The organism is Enterobacter sp. 168J2 (genome assembly GCF_034107265.1).
Taxonomy (GTDB): Bacteria; Pseudomonadota; Gammaproteobacteria; order Enterobacterales; family Enterobacteriaceae; genus Enterobacter; species Enterobacter nematophilus.
The window spans coordinates 132534-146112 of the sequence record NZ_JAWNEB010000002.1 but is presented as its reverse complement, the minus strand read 5'-3'; the positions used below and the strand labels follow the sequence as shown (position 1 = coordinate 146112).

Annotated in this window: 11 protein-coding genes and 1 pseudogene; 9 read left to right on the top strand and 3 right to left on the bottom strand. The window is 59.5% G+C overall.

Annotation, left to right across the window (positions count from 1 at the left end):
• Positions 1-40: 40 nt before the first annotated feature.
• The 3 genes from argF to USG84_RS08760 all read left to right on the top strand — a co-directional run bounded on the left by argF (position 41) and on the right by USG84_RS08760 (position 3055).
• Positions 41-1045, top strand: coding sequence for an ornithine carbamoyltransferase (argF, locus tag USG84_RS08770; RefSeq protein WP_151413574.1), 1005 nt, complete (start codon positions 41-43; stop codon positions 1043-1045).
• Between the two features lie 46 nt (positions 1046-1091).
• Complete coding sequence (locus tag USG84_RS08765) at positions 1092-2495, top strand: YfcC family protein (RefSeq protein WP_151413573.1); 1404 nt, start codon at positions 1092-1094, stop codon at positions 2493-2495.
• An 80-nt stretch (positions 2496-2575) separates the two neighbouring features.
• Positions 2576-3055, top strand: a complete 480-nt coding sequence (locus tag USG84_RS08760; protein WP_003863366.1) for an arginine repressor — start codon at positions 2576-2578, stop codon at positions 3053-3055.
• Between the two features lie 3 nt (positions 3056-3058).
• Here USG84_RS08760 and USG84_RS08755 read toward each other — a convergent pair.
• Positions 3059-3176: pseudogene (locus USG84_RS08755) on the bottom strand (hypothetical protein).
• Here USG84_RS08755 and USG84_RS08750 point away from each other — a divergent pair.
• From USG84_RS08750 to gbpA, 5 genes are all read left to right on the top strand, one after another.
• Positions 3156-3260: a pyrBI operon leader peptide gene (locus USG84_RS08750; RefSeq protein ID WP_022646880.1), complete on the top strand. Its 105-nt coding sequence runs from the start codon at positions 3156-3158 to the stop codon at positions 3258-3260. The pseudogene USG84_RS08755 and the gene USG84_RS08750 sit on opposite strands and share 21 nt — an antisense overlap.
• 34 nt (positions 3261-3294) lie before the next feature.
• Positions 3295-4227, top strand: coding sequence for an aspartate carbamoyltransferase (gene pyrB, locus USG84_RS08745; protein ID WP_061099416.1), 933 nt, complete (start codon positions 3295-3297; stop codon positions 4225-4227).
• A 12-nt stretch (positions 4228-4239) separates the two neighbouring features.
• Positions 4240-4701, top strand: a complete 462-nt coding sequence (pyrI, locus tag USG84_RS08740; protein ID WP_061099417.1) for an aspartate carbamoyltransferase regulatory subunit — start codon at positions 4240-4242, stop codon at positions 4699-4701.
• Between the two features lie 74 nt (positions 4702-4775).
• The gene (gene ridA, locus USG84_RS08735) at positions 4776-5162 is read left to right on the top strand and encodes a 2-iminobutanoate/2-iminopropanoate deaminase (RefSeq protein ID WP_061099418.1); all 387 of its coding nucleotides are present in this window, start codon (positions 4776-4778) and stop codon (positions 5160-5162) included.
• 137 nt (positions 5163-5299) lie between these two features.
• Positions 5300-6751 (top strand): N-acetylglucosamine-binding protein GbpA, encoded by a 1452-nt coding sequence (gene gbpA, locus USG84_RS08730; RefSeq protein WP_151413572.1) that lies wholly within the window; start codon positions 5300-5302, stop codon positions 6749-6751.
• A gap of 86 nt (positions 6752-6837) precedes the next feature.
• Here the strand turns inward: gbpA and USG84_RS08725 are convergent, their stop codons facing one another.
• Positions 6838-9222 (bottom strand): beta-N-acetylhexosaminidase, encoded by a 2385-nt coding sequence (locus tag USG84_RS08725; protein WP_151413571.1) that lies wholly within the window; start codon positions 9220-9222, stop codon positions 6838-6840.
• Positions 9223-9513: 291 nt separating this feature from the next.
• Entirely contained in the window at positions 9514-12222 is a 2709-nt protein-coding gene (gene mgtA, locus USG84_RS08720; protein ID WP_151413570.1) for a magnesium-translocating P-type ATPase, read from the bottom strand.
• A 390-nt stretch (positions 12223-12612) separates the two neighbouring features.
• Here mgtA and treR point away from each other — a divergent pair, with 390 nt between their 5' ends.
• Positions 12613-13560 carry a trehalose operon repressor TreR gene (gene treR, locus USG84_RS08715; protein WP_151413569.1) on the top strand — a complete coding sequence of 316 codons (948 nt, stop codon included), beginning with the start codon at positions 12613-12615 and terminating at the stop codon, positions 13558-13560.
• Positions 13561-13579: the final 19 nt, after the last annotated feature.

The following is a 13579-nucleotide window of genomic DNA, read 5'->3' as shown; positions in this document are numbered from 1 at the left end:
GAGGGCACCAGACAGCTAACAATTTAAAAAGGATTCCCCCATGACCATCAACCTGAAAAACCGCAACTTCCTGAAACTGCTGGACTACACCCCGGCGGAGATCCAGTACCTGATCGACCTCGCCATCGAGCTAAAGGCCGCCAAAAAAGCCGGGCGCGAAAAGCAAACTCTGGTCGGGAAAAATATCGCCCTGATCTTTGAAAAAACCTCCACCCGCACCCGCTGCGCCTTCGAGGTGGGCGCGTTCGACCAGGGCGCGCAGGTGACCTACCTTGGCCCAAGCGGCTCGCAGATCGGCCACAAAGAGTCGATGAAGGACACCGCCCGCGTGCTGGGCCGCATGTATGACGGCATCGAATATCGCGGCTACGGCCAGGCCATCGTTGAGGAGCTGGGCGAGTACGCGGGCGTGCCGGTGTGGAACGGCCTGACCGACGAGTTCCACCCCACCCAAATTCTCGCCGATCTGATGACCATGCTGGAGCACGCGCCGGGCAAAACCCTGCCGGAGCTCAGCTTTGCCTACCTCGGCGACGCGCGCAACAACATGGGCAACTCCCTGATGGTCGGCGCGGCCAAGATGGGGATGGATATCCGCCTCGTGGCGCCGAAATCCTTCTGGCCGGAGGCCGGGCTGGTTGAGCAGTGCCGCGCCATCGCCAAAGAGACGGGCGCGCGCATCACCCTCACCGACGACGTGGAAGAAGGCGTGCAGGGGGCCGATTTCCTCTACACCGACGTGTGGGTCTCCATGGGCGAGCCGAAGGAGGCCTGGGCCGAGCGCGTCAGCCTGATGAAGCCGTATCAGATTAACGCGGACGTGATGAAGGCCACCGGCAACCCGAACGTCAAGTTTATGCACTGCCTGCCCGCGTTCCACAACGAACACACCAAAGTGGGCCGCGAGATCGAAATGGCGTACGGCCTGAAGGGGCTGGAAGTGACGGAAGAGGTCTTTGAATCACCGAATTCAATCGTCTTCGACGAAGCAGAGAACCGCATGCACACCATTAAAGCGGTCATGGTGGCGACACTCGGCGACTAATCACCGCCCGGCGCGCCGCGGGTGCGCCGGGTTTCAGGAGAACATCATGGGCAAGTTCAAGTTTCCCTCCGCTTACACCATTCTCTTTTTTCTGATTGCCGTGGTCGCCGTGCTGACGTGGATTGTTCCGGCCGGGCAGTACCATATGGCGATGAACGAGGCGCTCGGCAAGGACGTGCCGGTTGCCGGCACCTACGCGCACGTGGCGGCGCATCCGCAGGGGCTGGTGTCGGTGCTGATGGCGCCGATTGCCGGGCTGTACGATCCGGAATCCGGCCAGGCCGGGGCGATCGACGTCGCGCTGTTTATCCTGATCATCGGGGGATTCCTCGGGATCGTCACCAAAACCGGAGCGATTGACGCCGGGATCGAACGCGTCACCACTAAGCTGCGCGGGCGCGAAGAGTGGATGATCCCGATCCTGATGGCGCTGTTTGCCGCAGGCGGCACGATTTACGGCATGGCCGAAGAGTCGCTGCCCTTCTACACCCTGCTGGTGCCGGTGATGCTGGCGGCGCGGTTCGATCCGGTCGTTGCGGCTTCTACCGTGCTGCTCGGGGCGGGGATCGGCACCCTCGGCTCGACTATTAACCCGTTCGCCACGGTGATCGCCGCCAACGCCGCCGGGATCCCGTTCACCAACGGCATCATGCTGCGCATCGCGCTGCTGGTCATCGGCTGGATCATCTGCGTGGCCTGGGTGATGCGCTACGCCCGCAAGGTGCGCAAGGATCCGTCGCTGTCGATCGTGGCGGATAAGCAGGAGGAGAACCTCGCCCACTTCCTCGGCAACAAGGGCGAACAGTCGCTGGAATTTACCCCGGTGCGCAAAATTATCCTGGTGATTTTCGCCCTCGCCTTCGCGGTGATGATCTACGGCGTGGCGGTGCTGGGCTGGTGGATGGCGGAGATCTCGGCGGTGTTCCTCGCCAGCGCCATTATCGTCGGGCTGATTGCGCGGATGAGCGAAGAGGAGCTGACCTCAACCTTTATCAACGGCGCGCGAGATTTGCTGGGCGTCGCGCTGATTATCGGCATCGCGCGCGGTATCGTAGTGATCATGGATAAGGGCATGATTACCCACACCATTTTGCACAGCGCCGAGGGGATGGTCACCGGGTTGTCGACGGTGGCGTTTATCAACGTGATGTACTGGCTGGAGGTGGTGCTGTCGTTTCTTGTGCCATCTTCGTCCGGCCTGGCCGTTCTGACGATGCCGATCATGGCGCCGCTTGCCGATTTCGCTAACGTCAACCGCGACCTGGTGGTTACGGCTTACCAGTCGGCGTCCGGCATCGTTAACCTTGTTACTCCCACCTCTGCCGTTGTGATGGGCGGGCTGGCTATCGCCCGCGTGCCCTACGTGCGTTATCTGAAATGGGTGGCGCCGCTGCTGGGGATATTAACGGTGGTGATTATGGTGGCGTTAAGCCTGGGCGCCGTGTTGTGATTTGCCGGATGGCGCTGCGCTTATCCGGCCTACGGATCGGTGCAGTGCCACCGGTTATTTCGGGAACTGATATGGGAACTATGATGGATTACGAAGAGTACTCTCCCAAAGAGCAACTACAGCTAACGGTCTGCCAGCGTCTGATCGCGGAAAAGAGCTATCTCTCTCAGGAGGAGATCCGCCGCGACCTGCAGGAGCGGGGTTTTGAGACCATCAGCCAGTCCACCGTTTCACGTCTGCTCAAGCTGCTCGGTGTCATAAAAATTCGAAATGCCAAAGGGCTAAAGATTTATTCGCTGAATCCCCAGCTGCGCCCTGCCCCCGACGCCGCGCGCACCGTCTCCGAAATGGTGGTGAGCGTGGAGCATAATAGCGAATTTATCCTTATCCATACCGTCGCCGGATATGGCCGCGCGGTGGCGCGTATTCTGGATTATCACCAGTTACCGGAAATTTTAGGCGTGGTGGCCGGAAGCAGTATTGTCTGGGTCGCCCCTCGGGTCGTAAAGCGCACCGCCCTGGTGCATAAGCAAATTAATTATTTACTCAGAACGCATTAATATTCATAAAGAACCGTTTGCATTGAGTAAAGCGTGCATTAAATCGCTTGATCCGCAAAGCGAGCTGCGTATAATGCCCGACAATTTGCCGGGAGGAAGCATGGTCAAGCGTGTACGACATAACGTCTTACCGCGTCTGAAATCAGACGCTGGCCTGCCGTTTTTCTTCCCGTTGCTAAACCTATTCCCAGAGCCCCTCATTTGAGGGGCTTTTTTTTGCCCGGCGTCAGGAGATAAACATGAATCCGCTTTATCAAAAACACATCATTTCCATAAACGACCTCAGCCGCGAAGAGCTGGAACTGGTTCTGGAAACCGCGGCAAAACTGAAGGCCAATCCGCAACCGGAGCTGCTGAAGCACAAGGTGATTGCGAGCTGCTTCTTTGAGGCCTCGACCCGCACGCGCCTCTCCTTTGAAACCTCCATGCACCGCCTGGGCGCGAGCGTGGTAGGCTTCTCGGACAGCAGCAACACGTCGCTGGGCAAAAAAGGCGAGACCCTGGCGGATACCATTTCAGTGATCGGCACCTACGTGGACGCGATTGTGATGCGCCACCCGCAGGAGGGCGCGGCGCGTCTGGCGACCGAGTTTTCCGGCGGCGTTCCGGTGCTGAACGCCGGGGACGGTGCTAACCAGCATCCGACGCAGACCCTGCTGGATCTGTTCACCATTCAGGAGACCCAGGGCACGCTTGAGAACCTGAACATCGCCATGGTCGGCGACCTGAAGTACGGCCGCACCGTCCACTCCCTGACCCAGGCGCTGGCGAAGTTTAACGGCAACCGCTTCTTCTTCATCGCCCCGGACGCGCTGGCGATGCCGCAGTACATTCTCGACATGCTGGATGAGAAAGGCATTCAGTGGAGCCTGCACGCCAGCATCGAAGAGGTGGTGGGCAACGTGGATATTCTCTACATGACCCGCGTGCAGAAGGAGCGTCTGGACCCGTCCGAGTACGCCAACGTGAAGGCGCAGTTTGTCCTGCGCGCCAGCGACCTCGAGGGCGCGCGCGACAACATGAAGGTCCTGCACCCGCTGCCGCGCATCGATGAGATCGCAACCGACGTGGACAAAACGCCGCACGCCTGGTACTTCCAGCAGGCCGGAAACGGCATCTTCGCCCGCCAGGCGTTACTGGCACTGGTTCTGAATCGCGAATTGGCACTGTAAGGGGAAACGACAATGACACACGATAACAAACTCCAGGTTGAAGCCATCAAGCGTGGCACCGTGATTGACCACATCCCTGCGCAGGTCGGCTTTAAGCTGCTGACGCTGTTCAAATTGACCGAAACCGACCAGCGCATCACCATCGGCCTGAACCTGCCGTCGGGCGAAATGGGACGCAAAGATCTGATCAAGATCGAGAATACCTTCCTGACCGACGAGCAGGTCAACCAGCTGTCGCTGTACGCGCCGGAGGCCACCGTTAACCGCATCGACGATTACGACGTGGTGGGTAAATCTCGCCCGAGCCTGCCGGATCGCATCGAAAGCGTGCTGGTCTGCCCGAACAGCAACTGCATCAGTCATGCTGAGCCGGTTTCCTCCAGTTTTGCAGTGAAAAAACGCGCCGATGACATCGCGCTCAAATGCAAATACTGCGAAAAAGAGTTTTCTCATTATGTGGTGCTGGCCAACTAATTGAGGTTGGTAAAGGATCCCGGCCTCCCTATAATGGCCGGGAACATTTAATCAGCTGTTATTCTGGAGAAATCATGACCAAAGTACTCGCGACGGAAAGTGCACCAGCGGCTATCGGCCCTTACGTTCAGGGCGTCGATCTGGGCAGCATGATCATCACCTCTGGCCAGATCCCGGTGAACCCAAAAACCGGTGAAGTGCCAGCCGACGTAGCGGCGCAGGCGCGCCAGTCGCTGGAAAACGTGCAGGCGATCGTTGAATCTGCCGGTCTGAAAGTGGGCGATATCGTGAAAACGACCGTTTTCGTGAAAGATCTGAATGACTTCGCGACCGTTAACGCCACTTACGAAGCCTTCTTCACCGAGCACAATGCCTCCTTCCCGGCGCGCTCCTGTGTTGAAGTGGCTCGTCTGCCAAAAGACGTGAAAATTGAAATTGAAGCGATTGCCGTACGTCGTTAATTCATTTCAATTTACAGAGGGCAGCTGAGGCTGCCTTTTTTATTTCGACCATTTTTACTCTCTTCAGGAAATGACGCTTCCCCCACTCCATTAATAGACTGACGCTGCCTTGTTATATTCTAATTAATGGACGAAGAATGAAACTCTCTAAAATTGCGCTGGCCGTTGCCACATTAACGGCTGCGTCTTCAGCGTTTGCACACGGATATATTGAATCACCCGCCAGCCGCGCTTATATGTGTAAGCTCGGCCAGAATATTGACTGCGGCTCCGTTCAGTACGAACCGCAGAGCGTAGAAAAAGCTTCCGGATTCCCGACCGGCGCAATGCCCCCTGACGGCCAGCTTGCCAGCGCCGGCATTGCCAACTACTCCCAGCTTGATAAGCAGAGCCTGAACGCCTGGTCCAAAAGCCCCATGACGGCAGGCCCGCATGAATTTGTCTGGCACCATACCGCGCCGCATAAAACCACCAACTGGCGTTATTACATCACAAAACAAAACTGGGACCCAAATAAGCCCCTGACCCGCGACCAGTTTGAATTAACCCCGTTCTGTACCATTAACGGGAACGGTCAGGCACCGGCGATGACAAAATCCATGACCTGTAACGTGCCCGAGCGTACGGGCTACCAGGTAATTTATGGCGTGTGGGAAATTGCGGATACCGCAAACAGTTTCTATCAGGCCATTGACGTTGATTTCGGTAACGGCGGCAACGTAACCCCGGACGACACGCCTGCGGTGGTGTCCGAGTGGAGCAAAACGCTGAGCGGGCAAATTGCCGGGAATAACCTGAACGCAGGCGATAAAGTCATCGCGCGATTCTTCGATGCCAACGGCGAAGTTGCCGCCATGCGCACCGAGATGACCATTAGTTCTGCTGCCCAGGGGGATGCGAACCAGTGGTCATACGATCTGGCGCAGAAGATCAACGCCGCGCACAGCGACGTCCGCGTCGGCGTGAAGGATGAAGCGGGTGAAATCAGCCCGATCCACGGGGCAAACAGCGTCTTCGTCAAAGACGGCAGCGCCCTGCGGTCCGTTGCGATCTCATACGAAGAGCAGAAAGCGGAAGTGCATGAAACTATTGCCGTTTCTAACCTGCAGTACGGCAAAATCGAGAACGGCAAGGCAACCGTCACCTTCCACGTGAACACCAAAGGCGACGTGAACCTTGAAGCGCACGTGATGAACCACAGCGGTGCGGAAAAAGGCTACCTGAAGCAGGACATGAACAACGCCAACCAGGACGTGACCATGACCCTGAATGACGTGACGCCGGGCCACCACATGCTGAAATACTACGCGACCAATAAAGACGGCACGCTGTTCGCCCAGGACGTGCTGAACCTGATGCTGGAAGGCGATGCCGCCGCAGACGGCACCGGTCAGCATGACTATATCTTCCCGGACAGCATCGCGTCGTACAAAGCGGGCACCGTGGTGCTACAGCCCAAAGACGGTAAGACCTACGAGTGTAAGCCTTTCCCGTACAGCGGCTACTGCGTGCAGTGGAGCCAGTTTGCAACCCAGTTTGAGCCGGGCGTTGGCGCACACTGGAAAGAGGCGTGGGTGTTGAAGAACTAGTCCCCTCACCCCACCCCCTCTCCCCATAGGGGCGAGGGGCTCGATCGGTTCCCTCTCCCCTTTGGGGAAAGGGTTAAGGTGAGGGGCTACTGATTCCGCGTCGCCCTCAGCAGCGTCTCCAGCGGATACACCGCCGCAATCACCACCTCGTCCTGCACCTTCGCCGCGTTATCCAGCTCGCTCTGGATCGAGGCGATCTCTTTGTCATCCAGCGTGCCCTGACGCGCCACCAGGTCGGTGAGCCGCAGGCCAATCGACGAAAGCTTGTCGACTTCCTGAATCACCGGTTTAATGGCCTTCAGCTGATAGCTGTTTCCGCTTAGCGCCAGCGCGTCGCTGGTGTTGCTCTGCCAGCGGTTAAAGACGTGGCGCAGGGCGTCGGCGCTTTCCGTGTCTTCCGCGTCGCTCACCAGACGATCGGCCCATTTTTGCATCTGGCGCACGGATGCGCTTTCGGCGTTCAGCGCATCCGCAAGGCGGTTAAGCGGCTCAAACTGATGGTAGTTTCCGGCCTGGAACTTCAGGTGCTGGCGGGTGTAATACTGGGCCGGCTCAAGCGCCTGGGCGAGAATTTGCAGCGGCAGGGTGTCGGCGCTGTTCGCGAGGCGCGTGAACTGCACCTGCTGCTGGGTATGCTGCTGTAGCCCAACGGACACCGTCGACCAGCTGTCCATCGCCTGCAGGCGGGTATACATGTTATCGACATCGTTAACGTCCTGCGCGGACCACAGCCGCTCCGCCACCGCAAAGGCGCGCGGCCACAGGCGGATATCCAGCACCGGCGCGAACACGTTTTCCGCCCACAGCGCGGCTTCGCCGCCGAGCAGGTTGGCCTGATTCGCCACGTCCGGCACGACCGGAGGGGTGCCTTTCGGCACGTCGTCCAGAGGCGCGCCGCTAATCGGATAGCGGGTGTTCCCCACCAGGAAATAGCCGGTGAGTTTGTCGTTATCAACGTTGACCACCGGGCGCGTTTCGCCCATCCAGGTGTCGACGGTGAAGGTGACCTGGTTGTCGTCGCGCCACTGTATATTTTCCACCGCGCGGCGGGATTTCCCGGCAAAATCAATAAATCCGCGCCAGCCGGCATCCCCTTTTACCAGCGTAAAGCTCCCCTCTACCGGCTTGCCCTTCAGGCGCGGCATGGAGAAGGTCCAGCTCTGGGCGCTGTCGGTGTCCGCTATTACATCCACGCCGTTTAAGCCCTGCGGCACGATTTCATTGCGGTAGTGATAGGCGGTGGACTGAGGCTGGTCGAGATAGAAGCCCGTCGAGAGAATGCCTTTGTAGCCGTTCTGCGCCACCTGCCCCAGCGCGTCCTGCCCCTGCCAGGACTGGATCAGGATGCTTTTCGGCAGGTCGGGATGGTAGATCTCGTCCCAGCCGACCATCTGCCGGTGGTGCTTCTCAAGGATCGTCTCCAGCTTGCGGTTGAAATACGCCTGCAGCGCGTGGCTGTCCGCCAGCCTGTTGTCGCGCATGAAGTTCTGGATCGCCGGGTTCGCTTTCCACTGGCTGTCGTCCACCTCATCGCCGCCGATATGCAGATACGGATCCGGGAAGATCGCCGCCAGTTCGCTGACCATCGCGTCAGCAAAGGCGTAGGTTGCCTCTTTTGTCGGATCAAGCACCGGCTTCAGCACGCCCCAGCTGCGCTCCATGCCGTACGGCCCCGGCGCGCTCATCAGCTCCGGGTAGGCCACGGCAATTGCCGAGGCGTGGCCCGGCATGTCGATCTCCGGCACCACGCGAATACCGCGCTCGGTGGCGTAACGCACCACCTCGCGCATCTGTTCAGGCGTGTAGAACAGCCCGTCGCTGGCGAGCTGCGTCAGCTTAGGGTAGCGCTTCGAGCTGAAGCGCCAGCCCTGATCGTCGGTCAGGTGCCAGTGCAGGACGTTGAGCTTTGCCGCGGCCATGCCGTCGATCTGACGTTTGATATCCGGCAACGGGATAAAGTGGCGCGCCGAGTCGAGCAGCAGCCCGCGCCACGGGAAGCGCGGGGAATCTTCAATGGTGACCCACGGCAGCGAGGTGTTTTCCGCGCCGTTCTGCATCAGCTGGAGCAGGGTTTCCATGCCGCGCAGCGCGCCAAAGCGGGTGTTGGCGGAGATATTTACGCCGTTGGCATCCACCGTGAGCTTGTAGCTTTCATCGCTGTCCGGCAGCGGCTGCGGCTTCACCTTTTTAGCGATGGCGATGCGGATGGTCGGCTTTTCAGGCTTGTCGGCCTGCGGCTGAAGCGTCCAGCCAGTTTGCAGGGCGATGCGCTGGCGCAGGCGGTTGACGGCCTCACCGAGATCGTCCCCGCTGACGCTAATGGATACGTTGTTGCTGAGCACCAGCGCGCCCTGGGTTGTCGGTCGTTCAACCTTCGCGGGCCAGGGCATTAAGGGGAGATCGCCTGCCGGGGCGGCAAAGGCAGAAGCGCCGAGCATCAGCCCGGCGGTTAAGAGACTGTACCGTAACATGAATGTTCCTTATCTGACGGGCAAAATATACCCGTCATACTTCAAGTTGCCTGTGCGTTGGCTGCACTCGTTCACCCCGGTCACTTACTTATGTAAGCTCCCGGGGATTCACTCCCTTGCCGCCTTCATGCAACTCGAATTATTTAGGGTATAAAGGCAAAACATTCTGTTAACATGCGCTCAAATTGTCGTCAAGCGAATGCGCCGACGGAGATCACAGGTTGTTGAATTTGAGAGGAAAGCCAGGCCCCCTCCCCCCACCCTCTCCCCAAAGGAGAGAGGGTGAAAAACTCACTGCCAACCATACCGACGCGCATAAATGCCTTTTACCATCTGCGTCAGCACCATGTAGCCCGCGAGGATCGCCACCAGCCACGGGAAGTAGCTCAGCGGCAGCGCCTGCAGCTGCAGATAACCTGCCAGCGGTGAGAACGGCAGCGCGATGCCCAGCGCCATCACAATGCCCGTCATCACAATCAGCGGCCAGGCGGCGCGGCTCTGGATGAACGGAATGCGGCGCGTGCGGATCATATGCACAATCAGCGTCTGCGACAGCAGGCCTACCACGAACCAGCCGGACTGGAACAGCGTCTGGTGTTCCGGGGTGTTGGCGTGGAACACAAACCACATCAGGCAGAAGGTCAGGATGTCGAAGATAGAGCTGATCGGCCCAAAGAACAGCATGAAGCGCCCCAGATCGGCGGGGTTCCAGCGCTGCGGCTTCTGGATCTGCTCGTCGTCCACGTTATCAAACGGAATCGCCACCTGAGACACGTCGTACATCAGGTTCTGGATCAGCAGATGCAGCGGCAGCATCGGCAGGAACGGCAGGAAGGCGCTCGCCACCAGCACGCTGAAGACGTTACCGAAGTTGGAGCTGGCGGTCATTTTGATGTACTTAAGCATGTTGGCGAAGGTGCGGCGCCCTTCGATGACGCCCTCCTCCAGCACCATCAGGCTCTTTTCCAGCAGGATGATATCCGCCGCTTCACGGGCGATATCCACCGCGCCGTCCACTGAGATTCCGATATCTGCCGCACGCAGCGCGGGCGCGTCGTTGATGCCGTCCCCCATAAAGCCGACCACGTGCCCTTCGCGACGCAGCAGGGTGACGATGCGCTCTTTGTGCATCGGCGTCAGGCGGGCAAACAGCGTCGTGCGCTGGGCAAGCTGCGCCAGTTCGTCGTCGGTGAGGTGCTCAATGTCGCTCCCCACCACCACGTCGCCCGCGTCCAGCCCCACTTCGTGACACACTTTGGCGGCCACCAGCTCGCTGTCGCCGGTGAGAATTTTGACGGTAATACCGCTCGCCTTCAGCGCCTTCAGCGCCGGCGCGGTGGTCTCTTTCGGCGGATCGAGGAATGCGATGTAACCCTCAAGGATCAGATCGGATTCGTCGATACGCTGATAGTCCCCCTCGCGCGCGGGCAGAAACTTGCTCGCCACCGCCACCACGCGCAGCCCCTGACGGTTCAGGTTGTCGGTGACGCGCTTGATGCGGCGCAGCATGGTCCCATCCAGCGGGACGATCTCACCGTTATAGCGCACCTGCGTGGAGACGTTCAGGATCTCCTGCAGCGCGCCTTTGCAGATCAGCTGGTGCACGTCCGGCTGCTCGCTCACCACCACCGACATGCGGCGGCGCTCAAAGTCGAACGGGATTTCGTCCACCTTCTGCCAGCGGTCGGAGAGCGTGCGGGCGGCCTCCTCGTCCACGCCTTCCAGCACCGCCACGTCGAGCAGGTTTTTCAGCCCGGTCTGGTAGTGGCTGTTCAGCCACGCGCTGTAGAGCACGCGCTCGCTGGTTTTACCGGCGATGTCGGTGTGGTTCTCCAGCACGATTTTATCCTGCGTCAGGGTGCCGGTTTTGTCGGTGCAGAGGATGTCCATCGCGCCAAAGTTCTGGATGGCGTCGAGGTGCTTGACGATCACTTTCTGTTTAGAGAGCTTCACCGCCCCGCGCGCCAGCGTGGAGGTGACAATCATCGGCAGCATTTCCGGCGTCAGGCCGACAGCGACGGAGAGCGCAAACAGCGCCGCCTCCCACCAGTCGCCCTTGGTGTAGCCGTTGATCAGCAGCACGATTGGCGTCATCACCATCATAAAGCGGATCAGCAGCATGCTGACGCGGCCAATCCCTTTCTGGAAGGCGTTCGGCTCGCTCTCCTGCTCGCTGACGCGCCCGGCAAGCTGTCCAAACCAGGTGTTGCCCCCGGTGGCGGTAACAATCGCCTGCGCGGTGCCGCTGACGACCGTGGTGCCCATAAAGCACAGGGTGTCGCACTCGAGCGGGTTCATCTGCTGCGGGTCGCGGCTGCGCGATACCTTCTCGACGGGCAGGGATTCCCCGGTCAGGGAGGCCTGCGCCACGAACAGATCCCGCGCCTGGATAATGCGTAAATCCGCCGGGATCATGTCTCCCGCCGCCAGCTTCACCAGGTCGCCCGGTACCAGCTGGTCAATAGGCAGCTCTACCCAGGCGTTTTCGCCGAGATCGTTAATCACGCGCGAGACGGTCGCGGTGTTGCTGACCATTGCCTTCAGGGCGTCCGCCGCTTTGGTGGAGCGGGCTTCCTGAATGAAGTTCAGCAGCGTGGAGATGCCCACCATCAGGGCAATCACGCCCGCGGCGAACTGATCTTCCGTCGCGTAAGAGATAATGCCGAGCACGGTCAGCAGCAGGTTGAACGGGTTGCGGTAGCAGAGCCACAGGTGCACCCACCACGGAGAGGGCTTCTGCGCCGGGATCTGGTTATCGCCGTGCACGGCGCGGATTTTTTCCACTTCAGACGCGTTCAGCCCTTCCGGGTGACCGCCAAAGGCGCGCCAGACTTCGTTTTCATCCATCGCCGCCACGTTCAGGCAGCGTTCGGTCAGTGACGCGGGGATCGCCGCCCCCGCCATGTTTTTGGCATTGGGCAGCGGGTCGCGCTGAACAAGACGGTGTGGCAGGTGGCGGCTCAGCAGCGCCTGCAGTTGCCGGGTGATATTTTTAAACATAGACATTCCTCCGCATCCGCCAGGCGGACGCAGCATTCCCTTCAGGCGTGGCAAGGCCGTACCTGTCAGGCACTCAATTTTTCAAGCAGGAACGTTTAGGACGTTGCTGCCTCACATACCGGTGAGACAGCAAAAAGCTGGCTTACCGGAAAGAACGTGTTCTCCCGTTCAGGAGAGGTGTGGGATCGGGATCCATAAAGCCTCCGGTAAGTAAAAAAACAGGGTGTTGCCGCGCAGTATAAGGATTTAAGCGTACCCTTTGTGGCGATTCGGGCGGTATTATACGCGCCTGCAAATAAACAGTACGTAAACCAGACTTTGCCCATAGCGAAATCGCGCTATAGCATTAGGCTCAATTGACCATTTTGTCGTTGTTACAGGGAAAACAGCATGCAGAACCGCCTTACGATTAAAGACATCGCGCGTTTAAGCGGCGTGGGGAAATCCACCGTGTCGCGCGTGCTGAACAACGAAAGCGGCGTCAGCGAACGCACCCGCGAACGCGTTGAGGCGGTCATGAATCAGCACGGTTTTTCCCCTTCCCGCTCCGCGCGCGCCATGCGCGGGCAGAGCGATAAAGTGGTTGCGATCATTGTTTCGCGTCTGGATTCACTCTCAGAGAACCTTGCCGTACAGACCATGCTGCCTGCCTTCTACGAGCAGGGCTATGACCCGATCATGATGGAGAGCCAGTTCTCGCCACAGCTGGTGGAAGAACATCTCGGCATGCTCCAGCGGCGCAACATTGACGGCGTGGTGCTGTTTGGTTTTACCGGCATTGACGAGGAGATGCTGAAACACTGGCAGCCGTCTCTGGTGCTGCTGGCGCGCGATGCTCACGGTTTTGCCTCCGTCTGTTATGACGATGAGGGGGCGATTATCACCCTGATGCAGCGCCTGTACGAAGAAGGCCACCGCCACATCAGCTATCTGGGCGTGCCGCACGCGGACGTGACCACCGGCAAGCGCCGCCACGAGGCCTATCTGGCCTTTTGCAAAAAGCACAATCTCCCTGCCGTGGCCTCCCTGCCGGGGCTGGGCATGAAGCAGGGCTACGAGCAGGTCGCCAGCGTCCTGACGCCGCAGACCACCGCGCTGGTGTGCGCCACGGATACCCTTGCGCTGGGTGCCAGCAAATATCTGCAGGAGCAACGCGTCGATAGCCTGCAGGTGGCGAGCGTCGGCAGCACGCCGCTAATGAAGTTCCTGCACCCGGAGATCATCACCGTTGACCCGGGCTACGCCGAGTCCGGCAGACAGGCCGCCGCGCAGCTGATCGAGCAGATCAACGGGCGGAGCGAGCCGCGCCAGATCGTGATTCCAGCCCGCCTCTCATAACCCCTCTGAATTGTTTATT

Excerpts from the sequence above, each read along its gene's own strand:
- pyrB (WP_061099416.1), top strand. The coding sequence starts at position 3,295 with ATGAATCCGCTTTATCAAAAACACATCATTTCCATAAACGACCTCAGC.
- USG84_RS08760 (WP_003863366.1), top strand. The coding sequence starts at position 2,576 with ATGATGGATTACGAAGAGTACTCTCCCAAAGAGCAACTACAGCTAACG.
- ridA (WP_061099418.1), top strand. The coding sequence starts at position 4,776 with ATGACCAAAGTACTCGCGACGGAAAGTGCACCAGCGGCTATCGGCCCT.
- pyrI (WP_061099417.1), top strand. The coding sequence starts at position 4,240 with ATGACACACGATAACAAACTCCAGGTTGAAGCCATCAAGCGTGGCACC.
- USG84_RS08765 (WP_151413573.1), top strand. The coding sequence starts at position 1,092 with ATGGGCAAGTTCAAGTTTCCCTCCGCTTACACCATTCTCTTTTTTCTG.
- treR (WP_151413569.1), top strand. The coding sequence starts at position 12,613 with ATGCAGAACCGCCTTACGATTAAAGACATCGCGCGTTTAAGCGGCGTG.
- USG84_RS08750 (WP_022646880.1), top strand. The coding sequence starts at position 3,156 with ATGGTCAAGCGTGTACGACATAACGTCTTACCGCGTCTGAAATCAGAC.
- argF (WP_151413574.1), top strand. The coding sequence starts at position 41 with ATGACCATCAACCTGAAAAACCGCAACTTCCTGAAACTGCTGGACTAC.
- mgtA (WP_151413570.1), bottom strand. The coding sequence starts at position 12,222 with ATGTTTAAAAATATCACCCGGCAACTGCAGGCGCTGCTGAGCCGCCAC.
- gbpA (WP_151413572.1), top strand. The coding sequence starts at position 5,300 with ATGAAACTCTCTAAAATTGCGCTGGCCGTTGCCACATTAACGGCTGCG.
- USG84_RS08725 (WP_151413571.1), bottom strand. The coding sequence starts at position 9,222 with ATGTTACGGTACAGTCTCTTAACCGCCGGGCTGATGCTCGGCGCTTCT.